18 protein-coding genes and 1 pseudogene are annotated in these 20,681 nt (G+C 40.8%); all 19 read right to left on the minus strand.

Annotated features, from left to right (window positions below):
* Nucleotides 1-235: 235 nt before the first annotated feature.
* Nucleotides 236-910 carry a LiaF transmembrane domain-containing protein gene (locus SPPN_RS09610; protein WP_000725711.1) on the minus strand — a complete coding sequence of 225 codons (675 nt, stop codon included), beginning with the start codon at nt 908-910 and terminating at the stop codon, nt 236-238.
* 4 nt (nt 911-914) lie between these two features.
* Entirely contained in the window at nt 915-1,361 is a 447-nt protein-coding gene (locus SPPN_RS09615; protein WP_000776605.1) for a LytTR family DNA-binding domain-containing protein, read from the minus strand.
* 219 nt (nt 1,362-1,580) lie between these two features.
* Entirely contained in the window at nt 1,581-2,084 is a 504-nt protein-coding gene (locus SPPN_RS09620; protein WP_000800914.1) for a phosphatase PAP2 family protein, read from the minus strand.
* Nucleotides 2,081-2,443, minus strand: coding sequence for a DUF2200 family protein (locus SPPN_RS09625; RefSeq protein ID WP_000078815.1), 363 nt, complete (start codon nt 2,441-2,443; stop codon nt 2,081-2,083). The genes SPPN_RS09620 and SPPN_RS09625 overlap by 4 nt, the downstream gene beginning before the upstream one ends.
* 65 nt (nt 2,444-2,508) lie before the next feature.
* On the minus strand, nt 2,509-4,269 hold the full coding sequence (locus SPPN_RS09630; RefSeq protein WP_000428272.1) for an ABC transporter ATP-binding protein: 1,761 nt from the start codon (nt 4,267-4,269) through the stop codon (nt 2,509-2,511).
* Nucleotides 4,259-6,027: pseudogene (locus tag SPPN_RS11445) on the minus strand (ABC transporter ATP-binding protein). The gene SPPN_RS09630 and the pseudogene SPPN_RS11445 overlap by 11 nt, the downstream one beginning before the upstream one ends.
* Nucleotides 6,002-6,472 (minus strand): MarR family winged helix-turn-helix transcriptional regulator, encoded by a 471-nt coding sequence (locus tag SPPN_RS09645; protein ID WP_000360544.1) that lies wholly within the window; start codon nt 6,470-6,472, stop codon nt 6,002-6,004. Before SPPN_RS09645 ends, SPPN_RS11445 begins: the two are co-directional and overlap by 26 nt.
* A gap of 176 nt (nt 6,473-6,648) precedes the next feature.
* A complete protein-coding gene (locus SPPN_RS09650) occupies nt 6,649-7,365 on the minus strand; it encodes a YebC/PmpR family DNA-binding transcriptional regulator (RefSeq protein WP_000532877.1) in 717 nt (238 codons plus the stop codon).
* 784 nt (nt 7,366-8,149) lie between these two features.
* Nucleotides 8,150-9,565, minus strand: coding sequence for a cholesterol-dependent cytolysin pneumolysin (gene ply / locus SPPN_RS09655; RefSeq protein ID WP_001284351.1), 1,416 nt, complete (start codon nt 9,563-9,565; stop codon nt 8,150-8,152).
* A gap of 10 nt (nt 9,566-9,575) precedes the next feature.
* The gene (locus SPPN_RS09660; RefSeq protein ID WP_000595760.1) at nt 9,576-9,986 is read right to left on the minus strand and encodes a hypothetical protein; all 411 of its coding nucleotides are present in this window, start codon (nt 9,984-9,986) and stop codon (nt 9,576-9,578) included.
* On the minus strand, nt 9,979-10,587 hold the full coding sequence (locus tag SPPN_RS09665) for a hypothetical protein (protein WP_000487849.1): 609 nt from the start codon (nt 10,585-10,587) through the stop codon (nt 9,979-9,981). Before SPPN_RS09665 ends, SPPN_RS09660 begins: the two co-directional genes overlap by 8 nt.
* A 12-nt stretch (nt 10,588-10,599) precedes the next feature.
* Nucleotides 10,600-11,058, minus strand: coding sequence for a DUF4231 domain-containing protein (locus SPPN_RS09670; RefSeq protein WP_000186957.1), 459 nt, complete (start codon nt 11,056-11,058; stop codon nt 10,600-10,602).
* Between the two features lie 314 nt (nt 11,059-11,372).
* Nucleotides 11,373-11,981 carry a hypothetical protein gene (locus SPPN_RS09675; protein WP_000035094.1) on the minus strand — a complete coding sequence of 203 codons (609 nt, stop codon included), beginning with the start codon at nt 11,979-11,981 and terminating at the stop codon, nt 11,373-11,375.
* On the minus strand, nt 11,981-12,223 hold the full coding sequence (locus tag SPPN_RS09680) for a hypothetical protein (RefSeq protein ID WP_000424052.1): 243 nt from the start codon (nt 12,221-12,223) through the stop codon (nt 11,981-11,983). The genes SPPN_RS09675 and SPPN_RS09680 overlap by 1 nt, the downstream gene beginning before the upstream one ends.
* A 69-nt stretch (nt 12,224-12,292) precedes the next feature.
* Nucleotides 12,293-14,467: a YSIRK-type signal peptide-containing protein gene (locus SPPN_RS13260; protein ID WP_000473603.1), complete on the minus strand. Its 2,175-nt coding sequence runs from the start codon at nt 14,465-14,467 to the stop codon at nt 12,293-12,295.
* A gap of 776 nt (nt 14,468-15,243) precedes the next feature.
* The gene (locus tag SPPN_RS13265) at nt 15,244-15,747 is read right to left on the minus strand and encodes a PBECR4 domain-containing protein (RefSeq protein WP_000770308.1); all 504 of its coding nucleotides are present in this window, start codon (nt 15,745-15,747) and stop codon (nt 15,244-15,246) included.
* Nucleotides 15,748-16,706: 959 nt separating this feature from the next.
* Nucleotides 16,707-17,657, minus strand: a complete 951-nt coding sequence (locus tag SPPN_RS09700; RefSeq protein WP_000401882.1) for an N-acetylmuramoyl-L-alanine amidase family protein — start codon at nt 17,655-17,657, stop codon at nt 16,707-16,709.
* Between the two features lie 375 nt (nt 17,658-18,032).
* Entirely contained in the window at nt 18,033-19,403 is a 1,371-nt protein-coding gene (locus tag SPPN_RS09705) for an MATE family efflux transporter (protein ID WP_001036246.1), read from the minus strand.
* Between the two features lie 114 nt (nt 19,404-19,517).
* On the minus strand, nt 19,518-20,654 hold the full coding sequence (recA, locus tag SPPN_RS09710) for a recombinase RecA (RefSeq protein WP_044012269.1): 1,137 nt from the start codon (nt 20,652-20,654) through the stop codon (nt 19,518-19,520).
* Nucleotides 20,655-20,681 lie beyond the last annotated feature (27 nt).

A 20,681-nucleotide genomic window follows, 5' to 3' on the forward strand; every position in this document is an offset into this window, starting at 1 on the left:
AAAGGTTCAAAAAACTGTCCAATATCCTTCATTTTTTTAAAGCATTTTACACTACATCATCCACGCTGTAGGACATAGATACATCAAACGTAAGAGCCAAAATATCGAAAAATATACAACTTTTAAAGGCAACATTTCATTTTTTAAAGTCTAACAACCATAGAACTGAAATCAGAGCAAGGCTTCAATTTCCTACTCTTAGTACGCCTATTTTGATGATTGAAGTGAAGATTTTTTATTTAACGTAGACAATTCCCAACTTCCCAAAGGCCACATCTCCACGGATAATCAAGGTTTTGCTGGTTGGGGCTAGAGGGGCATCTGCCTTGGCTACACCACAGAAAGTTTCCACCTTCAAATCAACTCTCCAATGTTGGGGAACATAGATAACTGCATTGCCAAAACCAACTTCTACTTTCAGGGTTGCAGTGTCTCCTAAAATCTCTGCATTGTCGTAATATATCTTGGCATTTCCGAAGCCAACTTCTACTTGGTCTTCTACCAATTCTTGATTTTGCTTGTAGAAAGTCCCAGTCCCAAAAGCGACTTCCTTATCTGTAAGAATGGTCTTTTCACCATCATACCACCATTTTTTCCCGTTCCAAGTTCTGTTAGAATGAGTGAGTACGCTGACACCCATTACGATTAAAATACTAGCCCAGAACAATGACTGATTTGGAATCGGTAAAATGTCATAAAAATGATTAGCAATCATGAGAGCTACAAAAGTTGTAAAAACTGCTGATGTCAGATGACGACGAAGCAAAGCTTCAACTGATTGATAGGCAAAAAATGCAATACCAAGCAAGGGCCAAATATGCCCTCCCAGAGAAGGGATTCCAAAATTTCCTTGTAATAATATTAAAGCCGCCAAAATAAGCAACACAATACCAAATGCTTTCTTTTTCATGTTCTTACCTCATGTTTCTTAGATTTTCTTTTAGGAGGGATTGGTAATGCCGTGACACATGAACCTCCTTGTGGGTCTGATAAAAGGAAATGGTGCCCGTTCCTGAAAAGGACTTGTCCACCGAATAGATTTGCCGAATATTAGCGATCGTTGACTTGGATACCCGACTAAAATAACGAGGAAGGATAGCCTCTAACTCATAGAGTTTAAGCCGAACCTCGTAGGCGTCTTTCTGGGTATGGGCGTAAATCTTGCTACCTTCTGTCTCAAAGAAGAGAATTTCCGACAAGTCCAGATAATATTCACCTGTTCCCTTGTAAAAAATCAACCTAGGAGACTTGGATTCTTGCAAGAGGCGCTGTAAATCCGCAATCTCATCTGTCAAAGCCGCTGCCTTGATGACAATTTCAGTTTCCTCTAAATTGCTGTCAATTTCGATTCGTAACTTCATTCCATCTCCTTTCTGACTCTACTATATCAAAGGCAAAATAAGAAAACAAGAGCAAAAAAGCAAGTGGTTACTTTAGGCACGTAAGTGGTTCTAGGACCGCCTTATACTCTTCGAAAATCAAATTCAAACCACGTCAGCGTCGCCTTACCGTACTCAAGTACAGCTTGCGGCTAGCTTCCTAGTTTGCTCTTTGATTTTCATTGAGTATTAACTTACAGGTCAAAATAGAAAGAAAAGCACACCCCACACAAGACCACAAATATAACCAACTACTACATCCTTGGGATAATGCACTCCCCCTAAGACTCTCACTAGACCGAGGAGGGCTGATAATGTCAAACAAATCATCCCCATAGTTAGACTAGCATGCAAGCAAGCCATGGAGATAATGGTTGCTGAAAAGACATGACGACTGGGCATAGACTGACCAGGACTATCTCTGTCAAGCAAGGGTTTAATATCCCATTCCTCATAAGGCCTAGGGGCATTGATTTTCTTACGGAAAAGAGACAAAATTACAAAACCTGACGCAGGGACAAACACATAGATACAGACCTGTTTCCCTAAGCCTTCTTGGAAATAGGTAGTGGCTAACAAGGTTAGATAAACTATAGGCATAACTACTGTCATCAACCGATTGAAAGTTCTTAACAAGCTCAGAAGAAAGGGCTTATTTTCAATCTTACTAGCAATGTGGCCATACCATTCTTGATAATTTTTCATTTCAATTTCTCATATTTTTCTAGAACTTGTTGAGATGTTTTCCCCTTGGCAAGCCAATCTACTAATTTATCCAAGCGACGTATTTCTTGCAACAAAGGATCATCAATTTCCTCAATACTAACCCCACAAATCTTTCCTGTAATCGCTATCCGTTCAGGAGCATAAGACGGCGCCTGTCGAAAAAAATCTCCATCAGTAAGATCTTTATTCAGACAAGTGAGGATGTCACTCACTTCATAACCTGTCAGCCAACTGGTCACTTGGTGAACGGATTCTGCCCTTCCCCCCTTTCGCTCGACCTTGGCAAGCAAGGCTAGATAGACCGCAACAAATTTCATATTGTATAATTTCTGACTCATACTTCTCTCTTTCTATGTATACTAGTATAAATAAGAAAAAGAAGGCCGTCAAGCCTTCTTTCGATTTATTCTTCTGCTTCGTATTCTGTAAATTGACTGTTGTAGAGGTCAGCGTAGAAACCAGCTTGCGCCATTAGCTCATCATGATTGCCTTGCTCGATGATATTTCCATCTTTCATAACCAGAATAAGATCAGCATTACGAATGGTTGACAAGCGGTGGGCGATGACGAAGGAAGTTCTGCCCTCCATCAAACGATCCATGGCTTTCTGAATCAATTCCTCTGTACGGGTATCAACAGAAGAAGTCGCCTCATCTAGGATTAGGAGTGGCGCATCTTTTAACAAAGCACGAGCAATGGTCAAGAGTTGTTTTTGTCCGACAGACAAGGTCACTGTATCATCCAAGACGGTATCATAAGCATCTGGTAGGGTCATAATAAAGTGGTGAATCCCTACAGCCTTGCTGGCTTCAATCACACGCTCATCACTAATACCTGTTTGGTTATATATGAGATTGTCGCGAATAGTCCCTTCAAAGAGCCAAGTGTCCTGCAAGACCATTGAAAAGGCATCATGTACTTCCGAACGCTTCATCTCCTTGGTATCCACGCCATCGATGCGGATACTTCCCTTATCAATCTCATAAAACTTCATCAAAAGATTGACAATGGTTGTCTTCCCAGCTCCGGTCGGTCCGACAATGGCAACCTTTTGACCTGCATGAGCAGTCGCAGAAAAGTCATGGATAATGGTTCGCTCTGGTGTATAACCAAAGGAGACTCGATCAAAGACTACTTGACCTTTCATATCGCTCAATTGTCTTTCTTTATGGGATTCGTCTTCCATTTCCTCTTCAGCTAGGAATTCGAAGACACGTCCCATGGCTGCACTAGCCTGCTGCAAACTAGTAATCCCTTGGGCGATTTGTGAAAGAGGCTGAGAAAAGATACGAACGTAGGCCATAAAGGCAACGATAATCCCGATACTGATGTGCCCATTTAAGGCCAAGGCCGCACCAACGATAATCACCAAGGCATAGCTAAAGTTCCCAATAAACATCATAATCGGCATCATAATCCCTGAAATAAATTGAGATTTCCAGATACTATCATACAGACGATGGTTTAATTTCGCAAACTCTTCTTTCGTGCTCTCGATGGCATTGTAACTGGTCACCACATTATGGCCAGAGTACATTTCCTCCACATAGCCATTGACAGCCGCCAAATCCTGTTGTTGACTCTTAAAGAAGCCCTGCGATTTGCCCATAAAGACGAACACGAAAACAAAACCAATAAGGGTTGACACAACCGTCACCAAGGCTAAAATCCAGTTCATTCCAAACATGGTTACCAAGACTGCCACGACCAGTAAACTAGATGAAAGAACTGTTCCCAGACTTTGATTGAGGGACTGAGCTGCAGTGTCAACGTCATTGGTTACACGAGACAAAGTATCCCCCTGAGAGTGTCCATCAAAATATCCCAATGGTAGGCGATTGATTTTCTCTGCAATAGCTCTTCTCAAACGCTCTGAAAAACGTTGAATAGCTGTTGTAAACAGAAAGGCCTGTAAATAATTTGATAGAAGTCCGATCACATAAATCACGGCCAAAAAACCACCAATAGCTGCAACCGCCGCGACATCCACACTTGTTTCCAGACCACTGGCAATAATATTAGTCATTTCCTTGATGCGAATCGGCCCATAAACAGTAATGATATTGGATACGATTGTTGCTAGAAAGGCTATCAGAAGGGCAAACTGGAGGCCTGCAAGATAGGGTTTACTCTGTTTCCAAAGAGACATTTTCTTATTTTCCATGTTCCAATTCCTCCTTCGATAGTTGTGAATAGGCAATTTCTTGGTAAACTTCGTTATTAGCTAGAAGTTCCTTGTGGGTGCCTTGTCCCACGACTTTTCCTTGATCCAAGACCAAAATCAAATCAGCATCCATAATCGTTGAAATACGCTGTGCGACGATGAGTTTGGTCATAGACTTGGTTTTCTCTGCTAGCTCTTGACGAAGAACTCGATCTGTCTTGTAGTCCAAGGCTGAGAAGGAGTCATCAAAGATGAGGATTTCTGGCTTCCGAGCTAATGCACGCGCAATTGCTAGACGCTGTCTTTGACCACCTGAGAAGTTGGTTCCTCCTTGGGCCACTTCTGACGCTAAGCCCGCTTCCTTGTCTTCGATAAAGTTCTTAGACTGGGCCAATTCCAAAGCTTGCCACATAGCCTGCTCACTAAGTGGTGTTTCTTGACTCTGTCCAAAGTCTAGATTGCCCTTGACATCACCTGAAAAGAGAACCGCTTTCTGAGGAATATAGCCAACCTTGTTGCGCAAATCTTCTAAGGCATAGTCTTGAACATTGACACCGTCCACCAGAATTTCTCCTGCTGATACATCATAGAAACGTGGAATCAGATTGACCAGAGTTGATTTACCAGAACCTGTTGACCCAATAAAGGCCACTGTTTGACCAGCTTCTGCTCTAAAGCTAACATTCTCAATAACCGCCTCCGAATTTGCCGCATAGCGGAAGGTCACATCCTTAAATTCGACCTGACCTTGGAGGTTTTCATCAGCCTGCTGCACTTGAGCAGGATTTTGGATAGAAGAATGCAAATCTAAAACTTGATTAATCCGCTTAGCAGAGACCATGGTTCGGGGAAGAACGATGAAGAGCGCCCCCATGAGAAGGAAGCCCATGACAACCTGCATGGCATAAGACATGAAAACAACCATGTCACTAAAGAGAGGCAGACGCGCTGTCGCAGCAGCATCGTTGATTACATAGGCCCCAATCCAGTAAATCGCCACACTCAAACCACTTGAAATCCCCATCATGATGGGATTTAAAATGGCCATAAGACGGTTGACAAACAAATTCAAGCGTGTCAATTCATCATTTGCTGCTGCAAATTTTTCATTTTGGTAATCCTCTGCATTATAGGCACGAACGACACGAATACCTGTTAAACTCTCACGAGTGATACTGTTCAGTTTATCAGTCAGACTTTGAATCAAGGACTGTTTCGGAAAGGCTAGCGTCATCAAGACTGTTGTCATTAAAACGTTGACAATCACTGCCACAAGTACGGCCCAGAGCCAGTATTCTGAATGACCTAAAATCTTCCCGATAGCCCAAATAGCCATAATTGGACCACGCGTAACCACTTGCAAGCCCATAGTAATCAACATCTGAACCTGAGTAATATCATTGGTGGTACGAGTTAAAAGACTGGGAATAGAGAATTTCTTAATCTCTGTCTGCGAGTAATCCAAAACTCGGTTAAAATATCACTTCTCAGCCTACTAGTATAAGAAGCCGCCACTCGGGATGCAAAAAATCCAACTGCAACTACGGACAAGAAGGCAAGAAAGGACATTCCCACCATCATACTCGCCGGCTGCCACAACTCATCTAAATTAGTTCCTTGACTACCTAGCAAATCCGTAATTTTCGAGATATAGGTCGGCACTTCCAACTCCAGATAGACCGAAAAGCAAGTAAAGAGAATGGCTAGTAAAATCATCCCCCATTCTTTTCTACTAATTCGTTTGGCTAATTTCTTCATTCTCTCCTCCTATTCCCTTGATATTTGCCTGTAGTTGACCGAGAACTTTCTCAAAAATCAGTAATTCATCTTCATCAATGTCTTCCATCAACTGCTTGTCTATGCGTTCAAAAAAAGCCTTAACCTCTTGCATCTGAGAACGTGCTTTGTTCGTCAGACGAACAAATTTAGCCCGCTTATCGCTGGGATTCTCCTCCAATTCCACCAAACCATTTTGCACCATACGCTTGACCAAATTACTAGCAACAGACTTGGTAATATTGAGTTCCTGCTCGATATCTTTAATCAAGACCAAGTCTTGGTTTTTCTCACGATTATCCAAAAAACGTACAACCTGACCTTGAGGCCCACCCATAAATTCAATACCACAACGTTTGGCTTCCTTTTGCACCATGAGGTGAATCTGATGACCAAAACGCTTAAAGACTAACATCGGTTTGTCCATACAAACTCCTTTCTAACTATCACATTTAGTTCCCCTAGGAACTAAATAAGTTTCCGTGAGAACTATTTTACCACTTTGAAAAGAGATGTCAAGAAAAAGTTTCCTAGAGAACTATTTTTTTGATTTAAAAAATCCCAAGTGATTTTTTCACTTAGGATCATGTTTGCTAGGTTAATTTAGAACCCGTCTACGTTTGTGTAGATTTTTTGTACGTCTTCGTCGTCTTCAAGAACGCTGTAAAGTTTTTCAAAGGTTTCAAGGTCATCGCCTGACAATTCCACTTCTGACTGAGGAATCATTTCCAATTCAGTCACTTGGAATTCTTCGATACCTGACTCACGAAGGGCAACGATAGCCTTGTGAAGGTCAGTTGGAGCTGTGTAAACTGTGATTGTACCTTCTTCTGCTTCTACATCATCCACATCCACATCTGCTTCAAGCAATTGCTCAAAGACTGCATCGGCATCTTCACCTGCAAATACGATAACTCCCTTGTTGTCAAAGAGGTATGAAACCGAACCTGAAGCGCCCATGTTTCCTCCGTTTTTACCAAAAGCTGCACGGACATTAGCCGCTGTACGGTTGACATTTGAAGTCAAAGTATCCACGATCAACATAGAACCATTTGGTCCAAAACCTTCGTAACGTCCTTCTGTAAAGGTTTCGTCTGTGTTTCCTTTTGCTTTATCAATCGCTTTATCAATAACGTGTTTTGGCACTTGGGCTTGTTTAGCACGGTCGATAACGAATTTCAAAGCTGAGTTTGATTCTGGATCTGGATCACCTTTTTTAGCTGCTACATAGATTTCTACACCAAATTTTGCATATACTTTAGAGTTAGCTCCATCTTTAGCCGTTTTCTTGGCTACGATATTGGCCCATTTACGTCCCATTAGGAATCTCCTTTTTTCACATTTTAATCTTTCTTATTATAACACAAGTTTTTTCGATTTTCACTAGAGGAAATGGATTTTATTCAGTAAATCCAACTAGGATAGCACTTTTGTTGCCAAGATGGTCTTGCCTTTCCATCCTTATCAACATTCAAAAAACAAACTAGACCATTATCTGAAAATAGAAAGTTTCTACCAAGTTTGACAAAGTCCGCTCAAACTACTGTTTAGAGTTTGTAGATATAATCGACAAAAACAATCATACTGCACCTTTTATTGACAGTCTACTCCAGACATATCATAGTTCAAGTAAATACTTTGAAATTCAACAGTTCTTATAGGCGCTATTGTATTCTAAGAAATCAATAGAAGAATTTCTAACCAAACATCTATTACTCAATGAAAATCAAAGAGCAAACTCGAAAACTAGCCACAGGTTGCTCAAAACACTGTTTTGAGGTTGCAGATAGGGCTGACGTAGTTTGAAGAGATTTTCGAAGAGTGTAATTTATGTGTTCCTGAAACAGAAATCTATGCTCTTTTTGATTTCACATGATACTGAAGTTAGACTAGTACAACGGAACTTCTAAAACAAGCAAAAGGTAGCTAATCCCCTGTATAGCAAGGAGTTTCACTACCCTTTTTACTTTTTTACACATCCTGTTTGATAGACTTATTTTAACATCACGAGCATACTCCAATGGAAATCGCTAGGCAAGAGATTAACTTTGCAGATATTCGCAGAGAGATCATCGCCTCTTTTTGTCGCAAGCATTCTTCTCTCCTAATCATTTTCTACCTTATCCTCTACCTGAGGATAAAGAGTCGTTCCCCAAATAGAAATCGTCCGCTTACGCACTAGTGGCAAATCGGTTTTTTCATAAACCGTACGCCACCATTCCCAGGCAAGTCCGGTACACTCTCTAATTTTGATAGAGAGATTGCGAACATTCCCTTTTAAAGGAATACTAGTGGTAAAATGAGCCGTCAAATCCTGCCCATTTCTGTCCCAAGCCTTAGGAGTCAAGATTTCCTTACCTTGATGATCATAGGATAATTCATCCCAAGTAATGTAATATTGGGCAACATAGGCACCACTATGATCCAAGAGTAAATCTCCGTTTCTGTAGGCTGTCACCTTAGTCTCAACATAGTCTGTACTGTTTTGAAAGGTCGCAACTACATTGTCTCGTAAAAAAGAAGTTGTATAGGAAATCGGCAAGCCTGGGTGATCTGCTGTAAAGCGACTGCCTTCTTGAATCAAGTCCTCTACCATATCCACCTTGCCTGTTACAACTCGGGCACCCGAACTCGGGTCGCCCCCTAAAATAACTGCCTTCACTTCTGTATTGTCCAAAATCTGCTTCCACTCTGTCTGAGGAGCTACCTTGACTCCTTTTATCAAAGCTTCAAAAGCAGCCTCTACTTCATCACTCTTACTCGTAGTTTCCAACTTGAGATAGACCTGACGCCCGTAAGCAACACTCGAAATATAGACCAAAGGACGCTCTGCAGAAATTCCTCTCTGCCTCAAATCCTCTACCGTTACAGTATCTTGAAACACATCTCCTGGATTTTTAACAGCATCTACGCTGACTGTATAATAAATCTGCTTAAAATTAACAATCTGAATCTGCTTTTCGCCCGAATGGACAGAGTTAAAATCAATATCAAGAGAATTCCCTGTCTTTTCAAAGTCAGAACCAAACTTGACCTTGAGTTGTTCCATGCTGTGAGCCGTGATTTTTTCATACTGCATTCTAGCTGGGACATTATTGACCTGACCATAGTCTTGATGCCATTTGGCCAACAAATCGTTTACCGCTCCGCGAACACTTGAATTGCTGGGATCTTCTACTTGGAGAAAGCTATCACTACTTGCCAAACCAGGCAAATCAATACTATAAGTCATCGGAGCACGATCGACCGCAAGAAGAGTGGGATTATTCTCTAACAAGGTCTCATCCACTACGAGAAGCGCTCCAGGATAGAGGCGACTATCATTGGTAGCCGTCACGGAAATATCACTTGTGTTTGTCGACAGGCTCCGCTTCTTTCTTTCGATAACAACAAACTCATCGGGTAACTGATTCCCCTCTTTGATGAAACGATTTTCAATACTCTCTCCCTGATGGGTCAAGAGTTTCTTTTTATCGTAATCCATAGCTAGTATAAAGTCATTTACTGCTTTATTTGCCATCTTCTACCTCCTAATAAGTTCCTGGATTGAGTTGCATAAACTCAGACTTGTTTAGTGAAATCAGCTGTGGTTGGACTAGGTGATCCAAAACTTCCTCGTACAATTCTTCTGAGACATTGCGTCGCCGTCTGGCTAGATAAGAAGTCGGAATGACCGTATTATCCAACATAAATACCTTATCTAAGTCAATCAAGGTTGGTCTTGTAAAAGGATTACGAGCTAAATCCGGCTCTTCTATCATAAAGTTCTTGACCAAACGTCTGGTCAAGAGAGCTGGTTTGAAGGTCTGATTTTTAACTAACTCTTTGTTTTTAGTCATGCTGTTGTCAATACAAATATACATATGATTCTTCACAGCCAAATCGCTACTAATAGTCGGAAAAGGCATATAAAGAGCTACAACATCTCCTCTCTTAATCAAGTAAGAGCACCCCCTTTTCTCCTAATGTAACATAGACAGGATTGACCAAGTCTTCTGATTGACTCAGAATTTCCAAAGTTTGAGTTTGGCGCGCTGTCAATTTAGTAGCATCTTGTCTCTTCAATACAAAATGCTTGTCGCCAATTACCTTGACACTATAATCCTTCTCCAAAGCTGACTGGTAAATCCACATCAGATATTGTCTGTCCTGAGAACTCAAGAGAGAAGGATGTTCAAGTCTCCCTACAGACTGATAAAAATCAAAAACAGGAGCCAAAGCCTGCCAATCTGACTGGCTAGTTGTCAAGGCTAGAAAAAGGGCTTTGCGAGCTGATACTTCTTGGTTAGCCTTGAGAGTTCCTTTTCCCTCCAAGTTTTTTAGAAATTGGGAAACTCCAGAAAGCAAATCTTTCTCTAACTGCGAGAAATAAAAACCTTGCCTTCCCAGACATAAGTCTCTCAAGTCGCTTTCTCTAGCAAATAAGAGTTCAAACAGTTGATAATAAAAGAAAAATATCTGGCACTGGGTTGCGCTCATCTCTTCTTTATTAGCCTCTTTTTTTAACCAGAGCAAGGGCAATAGGTAACTGGATTGAAACATTTCCTCCACCTCCTACTCTTTTTTCCCTGGAGCTTCTGCACTAGCTGCCACTTCTTTTGACTGGATACTTTCCCACTGGTTGATTTCCTCTGAGATAAGACCTTCGCATGTCTTGACAAATAGGGCAAAAGCCTTGGTTTTTCCTGCATATTTCTCCGTTTGGCATTGATAGAGGAATTTTTCCCTTTCCAGGAGTTGCGCAGTCTTTTGGTAAGAAATCCAGTGTTCCTTTGCATTATACAGATTGAGAATCCCTTCACACAGCAAGCCTAAACTGGACAAGGCAACCGAAATCAAACGGTAGCGATCACCTGGCATAGGAATAGCACAGAAGACCGCTATGAGAAAACCTGCCACGATTTCTGTTATTTTTAATACCTTATAGCGCCTACGATGTTGAACACTTTTCTTTAAAAAATGAGCTATCTGTACATCCAATCGCTCTGTCAAGTACATTTCTTCTGGCGTCATGTTTGTAACCCCTTTCATTTACTTTAATAGTCATAGTATAACATATTTGAATATCAAAGTATAGTAAAAACTGGAAAGCTATAACTTATTATAAAATCCAAATATGAAATATTTGTGAAATGAGAGAAAAATATCACAAAAAGGATGGAACAAAAAGTTTCAAAATGATAAAAACGCATAATACCTTGCCTTAAAAAGCTTGATATTATGCGTTCTATCAGAGAAAGATTTTCTGAATGTTCACCTCAAATTGAGTTTTTCCAACATTCTATCAATCACTATTCTAGCTAGTTTCCGACTAGTCTAAGCTTGACTTATCTTAGTTGAGCAAGAATAGCTTTGAGTTTCTCAATCAACTCCTCTTCTGTGTGGTCAGACTCTTTCTCATTGGCTAGGAAGGCAACGGCTTGAGCGAGAGCTTCTCGTGCTTGGTCGAGAACTTTCGCATCTACACTTGTAAGGTCGCTTTCTTGCAGAACCTTAGTCAATTCCTTGGTCAATTTCTTGAGTTCTGACTCTTTCTTACGACGAGCGATGAGGAAGAGAAGGAGACCAAGAAGGGCGAGCAGGCTAGCAATCATGGTACCGTATGGGAGATGACCTTGCTCTTTGCTTGTTTCTTTCGTTTCTTCATCCTTAGTCGCTTGCTTGCCTTTCAAGGATTCGAGTGCTTCTTTGACCTTAGCAGTAATCTCTCTCAAGCCTGCCTCTGTCAAGTCAGCATTTCTAAGGGCTGCTTGACCCTCTCCGAGAATGACCTTCGCAGCGTCGATGACAGATTGATCAATACCATCCAAGTCTTTCAAACGAGTTTCCAAGTTTTGAATCAAATCTCTTAAGACGGATTTATCAACCTGTTTCTCTTGACTCGATTGAGCGCCGCCAGCAAAGGCTACACTTCTACGGCTACGGGCTGGAGCCATCACAGAACTTTCAGATATTTCTTGTGGAGACTCTGGTCCTGTCGCATTTCCTGCTTCCCTCTGTTGAGTAGATTGACCAGCAGCTTGATTCGTCGAATCACCTGAATTAGCTGGAGTGCTTGGAGTAGTAGACTGATTTTGGTTGTTTGAACCGTCTTGACTGCCATCATCAGATGGAGCTGGTCTGTCTCCTTGGCTAGCCGTATCCCCTCTACTATCTGAACCAGCTTGGTTAGCTCCATTACCTGGTGTGGATGAGTTTCTTTGGTTAATACGATCAGAAAGATTTTCAAGGATTTTATCTAGGGCGCTTAAGTTGGATTCACACCGTTGATATTTCCCAACCCCCGGCGCAAGGCATCATCCACCTTAATAAGGCTGTCGGCAATTTCAATATCGCGTGTAGCTTGGCGTGCATAGGTACTAACTGTTGCAGTGGCACCATCTCGCTCTACAGACGAAAGGTTTCTATTCTTAGTAAGACTATCATTTTTACGGTTTTTAGCTTGCTCTATTTGATTCTTAGCATCATCTTTTGCTTCCTTATATGTTCTGGAATGCCATTGGTTCAAAAGGAAAACTTCGCGGCCATATTGTCCTCGCAGCCCTGCTGCATAGTCTAGTTTACTAATATCAGTATTTCCCTCAGTTTCAAAGGTTAGCGTATAAGACCGGTTTGAGTTAGGAAGTTGGAAGTAATACAACGATGCATTGGCATCTTTTTTAATATTATTTAGCTTTTCATTGGATATAGCTTGAGCTTCCTGACTTTCAGCTTGTCTTTCATAAGGATTAGCATCATAGCGTCTTCCTCGGGCTAATTCTTCTAAACTACTACGCGGAAAAACCGTAGGCCCAAGTCTTCTAGGTAAGCCACTATTTGAAATAGTTCCTTTTGTTACATCTCCGAGTCCTATATTTGCATTCTTTAATTTTGCTACCAAATCTGGACCATCTTGAGACGGAGCGTAGGTTCCCCCACCACTTTCACTATAACTGATTCCCACAGTATTCGTTTTAACAGTTTGCCCGCTTGGGACAGTGAACCACACTTCTGTGTGACCTGGAAATGTCCTATTATTACCTTTGTTGATTTCAATTGTCCATTTAAAACCGTTATTAGTAGGTTTTACTGTGACGTTTAGATACTTATATCCCTCTTTAATAAATTTAGTAGAATTATCCCTCGGAACTCTGTCTGAGAAGAATACATAGGTGTACTTATCGTAAGGAGAATGCCCCTTTTCGCCCGTCATCTCAAAGTAACTTTCTCTAGCTGTTAGATAGTCCTCAGAGTAGTTTTCGCCGGCTCTTGCCGCCCTTGCAAACCTTCCAGCATTACGAAAGGCAGAGTAGCCACCATCACGTGGTTCGATATTTACCCTTCTAGTTGTAGCATCTTCTCCGTATTTGCTTTCCAGCACTCCTTCGATAAGGTCTCGAGATTTTTTAAGATCTACCAGGGCAGCATCAAAAGCATCTTGGCTGATGGTATCACCCTTAGAAAAAGCTTCATTGAACTTATCAGCTGCTGCTTTTGCTGCTTGGATTTTACTTTCTTCAGCCCCCTCTTTTCGAAGTTGTTTATAGATAAATTCCAACTCATCTTTTAGTTTATAGGCTCCATCACCCTGATTGCTATAGGTTGGAAGTTCTTGTCGACTAGGCTTTTCACTAGATTCAGTTTTTTCTGAGTTGCCTCCAGTTTCTGGGCTAGTCTGGTCTACAGCTGGTGTAGCTTGACTCACTCCCCCTCTTTTACGACGCTTTCCACCAGTTGCTTGCTCAGTTGCAGTTCCGTTTGGTTCGACAAGCTTATTATTTGTCGAACCTGCTTCTCCCAAGTCTGTCAATTTTGGTTGCGATGGCTCCAAGACTTGATTAACACGACGAATTAGGTCTTCCATCAGTCTTACTTGCTCATCAACTTGCGCTTGCGTCGCTTTTGGATTTTCTAAGACAGCCTTAGCTGCTGCTAGACCTGCTTCCACTTCATCGTGGAGCGCTTTCATGGAGCTAAGAGTTAGTTTTTCCAACAAAGCTTGCAGATTGCCTTGGAGTGATTTAGCTTCTGTCGTTTTAGTGGCAGATGTGGGCTGGTCTTGCTCTTTTACTGCTCCTCCTTGAGAAGTTTCTTGAGCTGCTGGTTTCGTCTCTGGTTTGGTAGGAGCAAGGTCAGCTGTTTCCTGCCCCTTACTAGCATCCTCGGCTTTAGTCTCTGGAGAGTTTGACTCCCCTGTAGACTGGAGCTCAGCCGACGGTTCAGTCTGAGAGACCTTCTCTGGCTCTTCCCCATCTGAATTTCCAGCAGATCCAGCAACTACATCACTGGCTGTTGCCGAAGATACTGCAGGTGCCTGCGCTTGCACCCCATTTGCAAAGAACATCAGAGCCGCAACCGCAACGCTAGCAGCCCCAAAATGGTATTTACGAATGGAATAACGGAAAATTTTCTCTCCATTACCATCATTCTTTTTCTTGAACATAAGTAAATCCTTTCCTCGTCTAAGTGCTTTCTCAAGCTTAGAAAGCGCGCAAAAAGCCGATAGACGATAATATATACTATATACTAACACTTCTGACATACAAATCAACCCCCTCGCTGACAAGATAGAGTCAGGAAATGCAAGAAAAAAGTAGACATTATATATATATATATATGCACAGACATATAAAGTCTTTTAATACAGCTTATTTTTCAACAAAGATACAAGAGTTATACTACATTTATATATGCTCAACATCCTCTGTGCCAATGTTACAATATTATTACATTTTGATTACACAAACATTTCGAAATATATGATAGAAGGCTGAGTATTTTATAGTAATTCTCTTCCTATCAATTAGGTCAACAGTCGAGTGTTACACCCTATCCTCATCAAAGGACTATGATCAGCATTTCCTAGCCACTAGGACGCTCCAAACCACCTATTTAAGTCCATCATCATAGCTTGGTCAGTAAAATACAGACTGCAAGGCGACGCTGATGTGGTTTGAAGAGATTTTCATTGAGTATAATTTTAACTTCTTACTTTTCATTCCTATTCCTTAAATAAAAAGCTCACTAAAAAAGTGAGCAACATTTCCAATGAGATACTTCTGTTGACGAGCGCGTCTCTCCGCCCCCTCATTGCCTTGCGAAGAGGCTTGGCGAATCGAAAGGAGGTGTTTTTTCCTGTTTTCAATTCTACTTATTTTTGCACATTTTTTTAATTTTATCAAACAAAAAAAACGCAAGCCGAAGCCTGCGAAAAGTTTTTTATAACCATTTAATTTCTTTCACATCTGTTTTACGAACTTTAGCATATTTCTTAGCGCTTGTAAAATGTAGAGTAACCGGTTTAAACACTCCACTTTTATCTCTTCGTAAACCTAAAATTGCGGATCTTTTGTTTCTATCTTCAAAAAATATGACGTCCAACTTCATAGTGTTTTTAGATAAATCTTTGGCTAGGATACAACAACTTGTTATCTTAGAATAGAAGATATCACCGATAAAACTATACAAAGATATCCTTTCTATAACATCGTTGTACATGGGATTATTTTTATATTCTTCCAAAATAAAAACACCAGCTTGAATAGCAGGTATTGTTTGACTAGCATAATCTCGTGTGATTTTGTGCAAGCCAAATAAGTGATGTAAATCAGTCAAGCAAAAATCTACTTCGAAAGTCTCTAAATGCTTATAATTCGTTGATACTTGACATGTTTTTCCATCGAATTTCTCTTGATAATCTAAAATACAATCAAGTAATTTCAACGACAAACTCCATATTTTCTCAAAATAAAAAAAGCACGGGGCAGTTCTCACTACTGCCCAAAGTGGATGATTAGAGTCGGCTTCTCTAACTCCCTATGTTGTGCTTATTAGGCTTATCGCAAGGGAACAGTTTTTAGCTCTGCCAAGCCACATAGCGTGCTTACTACTATGTGTCCATGTCTCCATGGATTGCCGAGCGGTTTAACGACGTTTTGGGAGTCGGGATAACGAGAAAAGTGATACTTTTACGTTTTTTCCAACTTAATTATGACATCTTTCTTTAAAAAAGTCAATATTTATCGCTTTCTTTAACGAAAAAAATCCCACAAGAACGAATCCTGTGGGGAGATACACATTTTAGAAAAGCTTTCCTTTATTCTACTATTTTTCTTGTATTTTATCATTCAGTATGATAAAATACAAGTTTTTTGATAAAATAACCAAAAACTACTCGCTATCCCTTCTCACATTACCCTACATATCGTTTGACATGCGACTGATAGTTCAGGGAAACTTCAAGGACAACTTTTCTCTCATCCCCTATGTAGGTCATTTCTACTCTTATAGGCTCAATTTGACACTTTTCTTCTTCGAATTGCTCATATTCCTCCTGAATAGTAAGTTCGATTTATCCAAATTTATTTTTGTCTATTTTGATGAACACTTCCACGAAGATAGTCTGAAAATGAATTTGCACCAATTTTTCTTCTCTTTTTAAGCATATTATTCCAGATATGATTGCCCTCTTGTTCAGTAATAAATTGCGCTTTAAACGCTTCAATCGGTTTACATTGTCAAATTTAGATTTTATTTGATCATAACTTTCTAGTTTGCTTTTTGATTTTTATTTAATATAGTAACAAAAATTGAAGGAAATATCTCCACAAGAAAACGCATACTATTAAGCTTTTTCAAGATCTAATAATATGCGCTGTTCTGATTTGAAAGACATTCCATTATTATTTTACTGTTATCAAGCCTTCAGGCTCGACTGTAAATTCTGGTCTGTCTGCTATCGTGCCATCTTCTTTAAGGTAATACCAGCCATCATTTGATTTGACAAAGGCATTAGAAACCATGTCCCCATTTTGACTATCAAGATAGTACCAAGTCTCCTTGTATTTGATCCAGCCTGTTTTCATAGCACCTTCTCTATCGAAATAGTACCACTTCTCAGCGATTTTCTTCCAGCCTGTAGCCATTTCGCCTGACTGGTCAAACCAGTACCAGTTCCCGTCTATGTGCTTCTTCCAGCGGTCTGCAAGCATATAGCCTGAACCGTCAAAGTAATACCAGGTACCATTGACTTTCTCAAACTTATCTTTTGGATAAGAACCGTCTGAGTGTACATACCAGGTGCCAGTATCGTTCTGTTGCCATCCTGCTTCAATCGTCAAGCCGTTTTCAATATCCTGCTTAAACTGCTCACGGCTAATACCCCATTTGGCAAGATAAGGATAGGGGTCAATGTGATCTGAGTTGTTGTCAGGTTGATTATTGGTGCAATATTCGTGTGTCTTGATACCTGCCAAGTCGTCTGTATCAAGTGTTTTCGGTATACCAGCTTCATCCGCTAGATTGCGCAAGAGTTCGATATAGAGACGATAGTCAATCAGAAACTCTTCTTTTGATTCATGGCTTTCAATCAGTTCAACTTGTGCATAACCTTCTGCATTCCAACCGCCCCCAACGTCCCAGGCACCATTATCAACAGGTCCTACCTGCATAATACGACCATTACCGACTACGTGAGAAAAGAAGCCCAATTCAGGATCTTTTCTGTAATGGTAGTCAGCCTCATTTTGCACCGTTGAGTTGCGGTTGCCTGTGGAATGGGCATGGACTTGCCTATATGGTTGCACCCCGACTTGAGGCAAATCTGTTCTTAATTTACTCACATCAATTTCCATATTCTACTCCTTATCAATTAAAACAACTTATTTTTTACAATCCAGAGCTAGAAACTCCTTTATTTCTACCTTACAAAGAAGACAATCCTAGTCACGATTAGGCTTGTAGATAGAACTTCAAAACGCACTATTTTGACACTGTAAATAGGACTGATAAGGTTTGCATTCTATCTACAATAACACCCCAGACTAAAAAGCTTTTCAAAAGTATATTTTTACAGTCTCTATATGTCCTTTTCATAAATACTATACTTTATTATATCATATAAAAGAAGTCAAAAGTATATTAAACTATTTTCAAGACCAAACTAAAGATGACAGCACAAGTTTTTTCGATTTTCACTAGAGGAAATAGATTTTATTCAGTAAATCAAGCTAGGATGACACTTTTGTTGCCAAGATGGCCTTCCCTTCTTTTATCAAGGGGTGACGGAAAAGCGAAAAGTACAGTTGAACTGTCATGGCAACCCAGATAAGGGGTTCACAAAGAATAACTCCTCTATAGCCTGCCCAAGGGATAATCATGACCACAAAAGCGATTTTCCCGATTAGTTCAATAAAGCTGGAAACCAGAGGAAGGATCTTTTGCCCCAAGCCCTGCAAACAATTACGATAAATCAACAAGAGACTCAAAATAGGATAGAAGGCTGAACTAATTTGCAGGTAGAGACTTCCATTTTCTACCAAATAGCTATCCATCGAACTGGCCAAGAAGGAAACCAAGGTAGGACTGGCAAAAAAGAGGAAGATACAAACAAAAACTGCCCAGAATATACTTAGAAGACTACCGATTCGAAGACCTTGAACAATGCGGTCTGGGCGCTTAGCACCTAAATTCTGAGAAGCAAAGGTCGTCATCGAGGCAGAGATAGCGGTCATGGGAAGAAGGGCAAAGGCCATAATGCGTCGAGCTGCCGTCTGGGCACTAATAATCACTGCACCAAAGGTATTAACAGAAGACTGTAAAATCACACTGCCTATAGATACAATTGAACTCATCAAGCCCATAGCCAAACCTTGCTCCAAAAGATCCGCATACAAGGCCTTGTCCCATTTGAAATGCTTGCGCTGAGGCAAAAGTTCTGGCACACTCTTACGGATATAATAAAAGCAAAGAACCGCTGATAAACCTTGCGAAATGATGGTAGCAAGTCCCGCAGATTGAACCCCCAGTTGCAGTTGCGTAATAAAATAGAGATCCAAAACCACATTAACCAGAGCAGAGAAAATCAGAAAACCAAGCGCTGCTAGACTGTCACCAATAGACCGCAACAAGCCTGCAAAGAGATTATAAGCAAAACTGACACCAACACAGGTCACAATCATAGAAATATATTGATAGGACTGGGGAAGAATTTCTGCAGGGGTATCTAGGTATTGCAAGAGAGGATACAAACCAAGAAAGCCCAGCAGCATCACTACAACACTCAAAAGAGCACCTAAAATCCAGGTAGCTGCTACTGCTTCCTTGATTTTAGTGAAATTCCGAGCCCCATAATAGCGGGCAATGACAATTCCCATGCCATTGCCAACACCAAGAGTAAAACCTACAATCAGGTCAAAAATCGCTGTCGTCGCCCCTACTGCAGCCAAGGAGTCTTGTCCAAGAAAACGTCCAACAATCAAGACATCAGCAGTGTTATAGAGCTGTTGAAAAATATTTGATAGCAAGATTGGGAAGGCAAAACTCAAAAGCGAAGGAAGAATCGGACCATGTATCAGATCCACTGTTCGTTTTTTATTCATAAGGCTATTATATCAGCTTTCTAGAGGAGCAACAAGAAACAGCAAACTATGCGTGAGCTGAAAACCAGAAAAAGACAACGAAAAAGCAGTGGATTTCTCCACTACTTTAAAAGCTTATTCTTCAATTTCGATTTCAAGTTCATCGCCTAGGTCAAGCGTAACTTCTTCATTCACGGCTTCTTCTTTCTTTGGCTCATCTTTTTTGTTTTCAGTATCTTGTTCTGAAGCTTCTTCTCCATCAATCAAGCCAAATTTAGAACGGACTTGCTTATCAATTTCATCAAAGATTTCTGGGTGCTCTGCCAAGTATTTCTTAGCATTCTCAGAACCTTGCCCAATTTTTTCATCTTTGTAAGAATACCAAGCTCCTGCTTTTTTGATAATATCCAAGTCGCTTGCAATCTTCAAGAGTTCACCAGTCTTAGAAATTCCTTCTCCGTACATAATTTCAACTACGGCTTCCTTAAACGGTGGAGCTACCTTATTTTTTACAACCTTAATCTTAGTTTCTTTACCGACATTGGTTTCTTTTTGGTCACCAGTTCCCTTAATTTGTGTATTACCACGAACATCCAATCGGACTGAAGCATAGAATTTCAGAGCACGTCCACCAGGAGTTGTTTCTGGATTTCCAAACATGACCCCAACTTTTTCACGCAATTGGTTGATAAAGATGGCAATTGTTTTGGTTTTATTGATAGAAGCACCGAGCTTACGCATAGCCTGGCTCATCATACGAGCCTGCAAACCAACGTGGTTATCTCCGATATCTCCATCAATTTCCGCACGAGGGACAAGGGCAGCAACCGAGTCAACCACGACAAGATCTACAGCACCTGAATCAATCAATTTTCCTGCAATCTCAAGACCTTGCTCTCCTGAGTCTGGTTGTGACAAGAGCAATTCATCAATGTTGACCCCAAGGGCCGCAGCATAAGCTGGGTCAAGGGCATGCTCCGCATCGATAAAGGCTGCAATCCCACCTTCTTTTTGCGCTTGCGCAACTGCATGAAGAGCAACCGTTGTCTTACCAGATGACTCTGGCCCATAGATTTCAATGATACGTCCCTTAGGATAACCACCTGAACCAAGGGCAATGTCAAGAGCCAAAGAACCTGAGCTCATCACTTGCACCTTTTGCTCGGCACGTTCACCCAAACGCATGATTGATCCTTTACCAAAGTCTTTCTCAATCAGTTTAAGAGCGTCATTCAAGGCCTTTTCACGTTCAGCCCCGAATTTTTTTGAAATTTCATCTAATTTTTTGGTTTTTTCGCC

Origin of the sequence: Streptococcus pseudopneumoniae IS7493, from assembly GCF_000221985.1 — a bacterium.
GTDB classification, from domain to species: domain Bacteria; phylum Bacillota; class Bacilli; order Lactobacillales; family Streptococcaceae; genus Streptococcus; species Streptococcus pseudopneumoniae.

Excerpts from the sequence above, each read along its gene's own strand:
- SPPN_RS09705 (WP_001036246.1), bottom strand. The coding sequence starts at position 19,403 with ATGAATAAAAAACGAACAGTGGATCTGATACATGGTCCGATTCTTCCT.
- ply (WP_001284351.1), bottom strand. The coding sequence starts at position 9,565 with ATGGCAAATAAAGCAGTAAATGACTTTATACTAGCTATGGATTACGAT.
- SPPN_RS09700 (WP_000401882.1), bottom strand. The coding sequence starts at position 17,657 with ATGGAAATTGATGTGAGTAAATTAAGAACAGATTTGCCTCAAGTCGGG.
- SPPN_RS09665 (WP_000487849.1), bottom strand. The coding sequence starts at position 10,587 with ATGTTTCAATCCAGTTACCTATTGCCCTTGCTCTGGTTAAAAAAAGAG.
- SPPN_RS09680 (WP_000424052.1), bottom strand. The coding sequence starts at position 12,223 with ATGGAGCTAACCAAGCTGGTTCAGATAGTAGAGGGGATACGGCTAGCC.
- SPPN_RS09625 (WP_000078815.1), bottom strand. The coding sequence starts at position 2,443 with ATGAGTCAGAAATTATACAATATGAAATTTGTTGCGGTCTATCTAGCC.
- SPPN_RS09615 (WP_000776605.1), bottom strand. The coding sequence starts at position 1,361 with ATGAAGTTACGAATCGAAATTGACAGCAATTTAGAGGAAACTGAAATT.
- SPPN_RS09650 (WP_000532877.1), bottom strand. The coding sequence starts at position 7,365 with ATGGGACGTAAATGGGCCAATATCGTAGCCAAGAAAACGGCTAAAGAT.
- SPPN_RS09620 (WP_000800914.1), bottom strand. The coding sequence starts at position 2,084 with ATGAAAAATTATCAAGAATGGTATGGCCACATTGCTAGTAAGATTGAA.
- SPPN_RS13260 (WP_000473603.1), bottom strand. The coding sequence starts at position 14,467 with ATGTTCAAGAAAAAGAATGATGGTAATGGAGAGAAAATTTTCCGTTAT.
- SPPN_RS09675 (WP_000035094.1), bottom strand. The coding sequence starts at position 11,981 with ATGGCTCCAGCCCGTAGCCGTAGAAGTGTAGCCTTTGCTGGCGGCGCT.
- SPPN_RS09645 (WP_000360544.1), bottom strand. The coding sequence starts at position 6,472 with ATGGACAAACCGATGTTAGTCTTTAAGCGTTTTGGTCATCAGATTCAC.
- SPPN_RS09670 (WP_000186957.1), bottom strand. The coding sequence starts at position 11,058 with ATGACGCCAGAAGAAATGTACTTGACAGAGCGATTGGATGTACAGATA.
- SPPN_RS09610 (WP_000725711.1), bottom strand. The coding sequence starts at position 910 with ATGAAAAAGAAAGCATTTGGTATTGTGTTGCTTATTTTGGCGGCTTTA.
- SPPN_RS09630 (WP_000428272.1), bottom strand. The coding sequence starts at position 4,269 with ATGGAAAATAAGAAAATGTCTCTTTGGAAACAGAGTAAACCCTATCTT.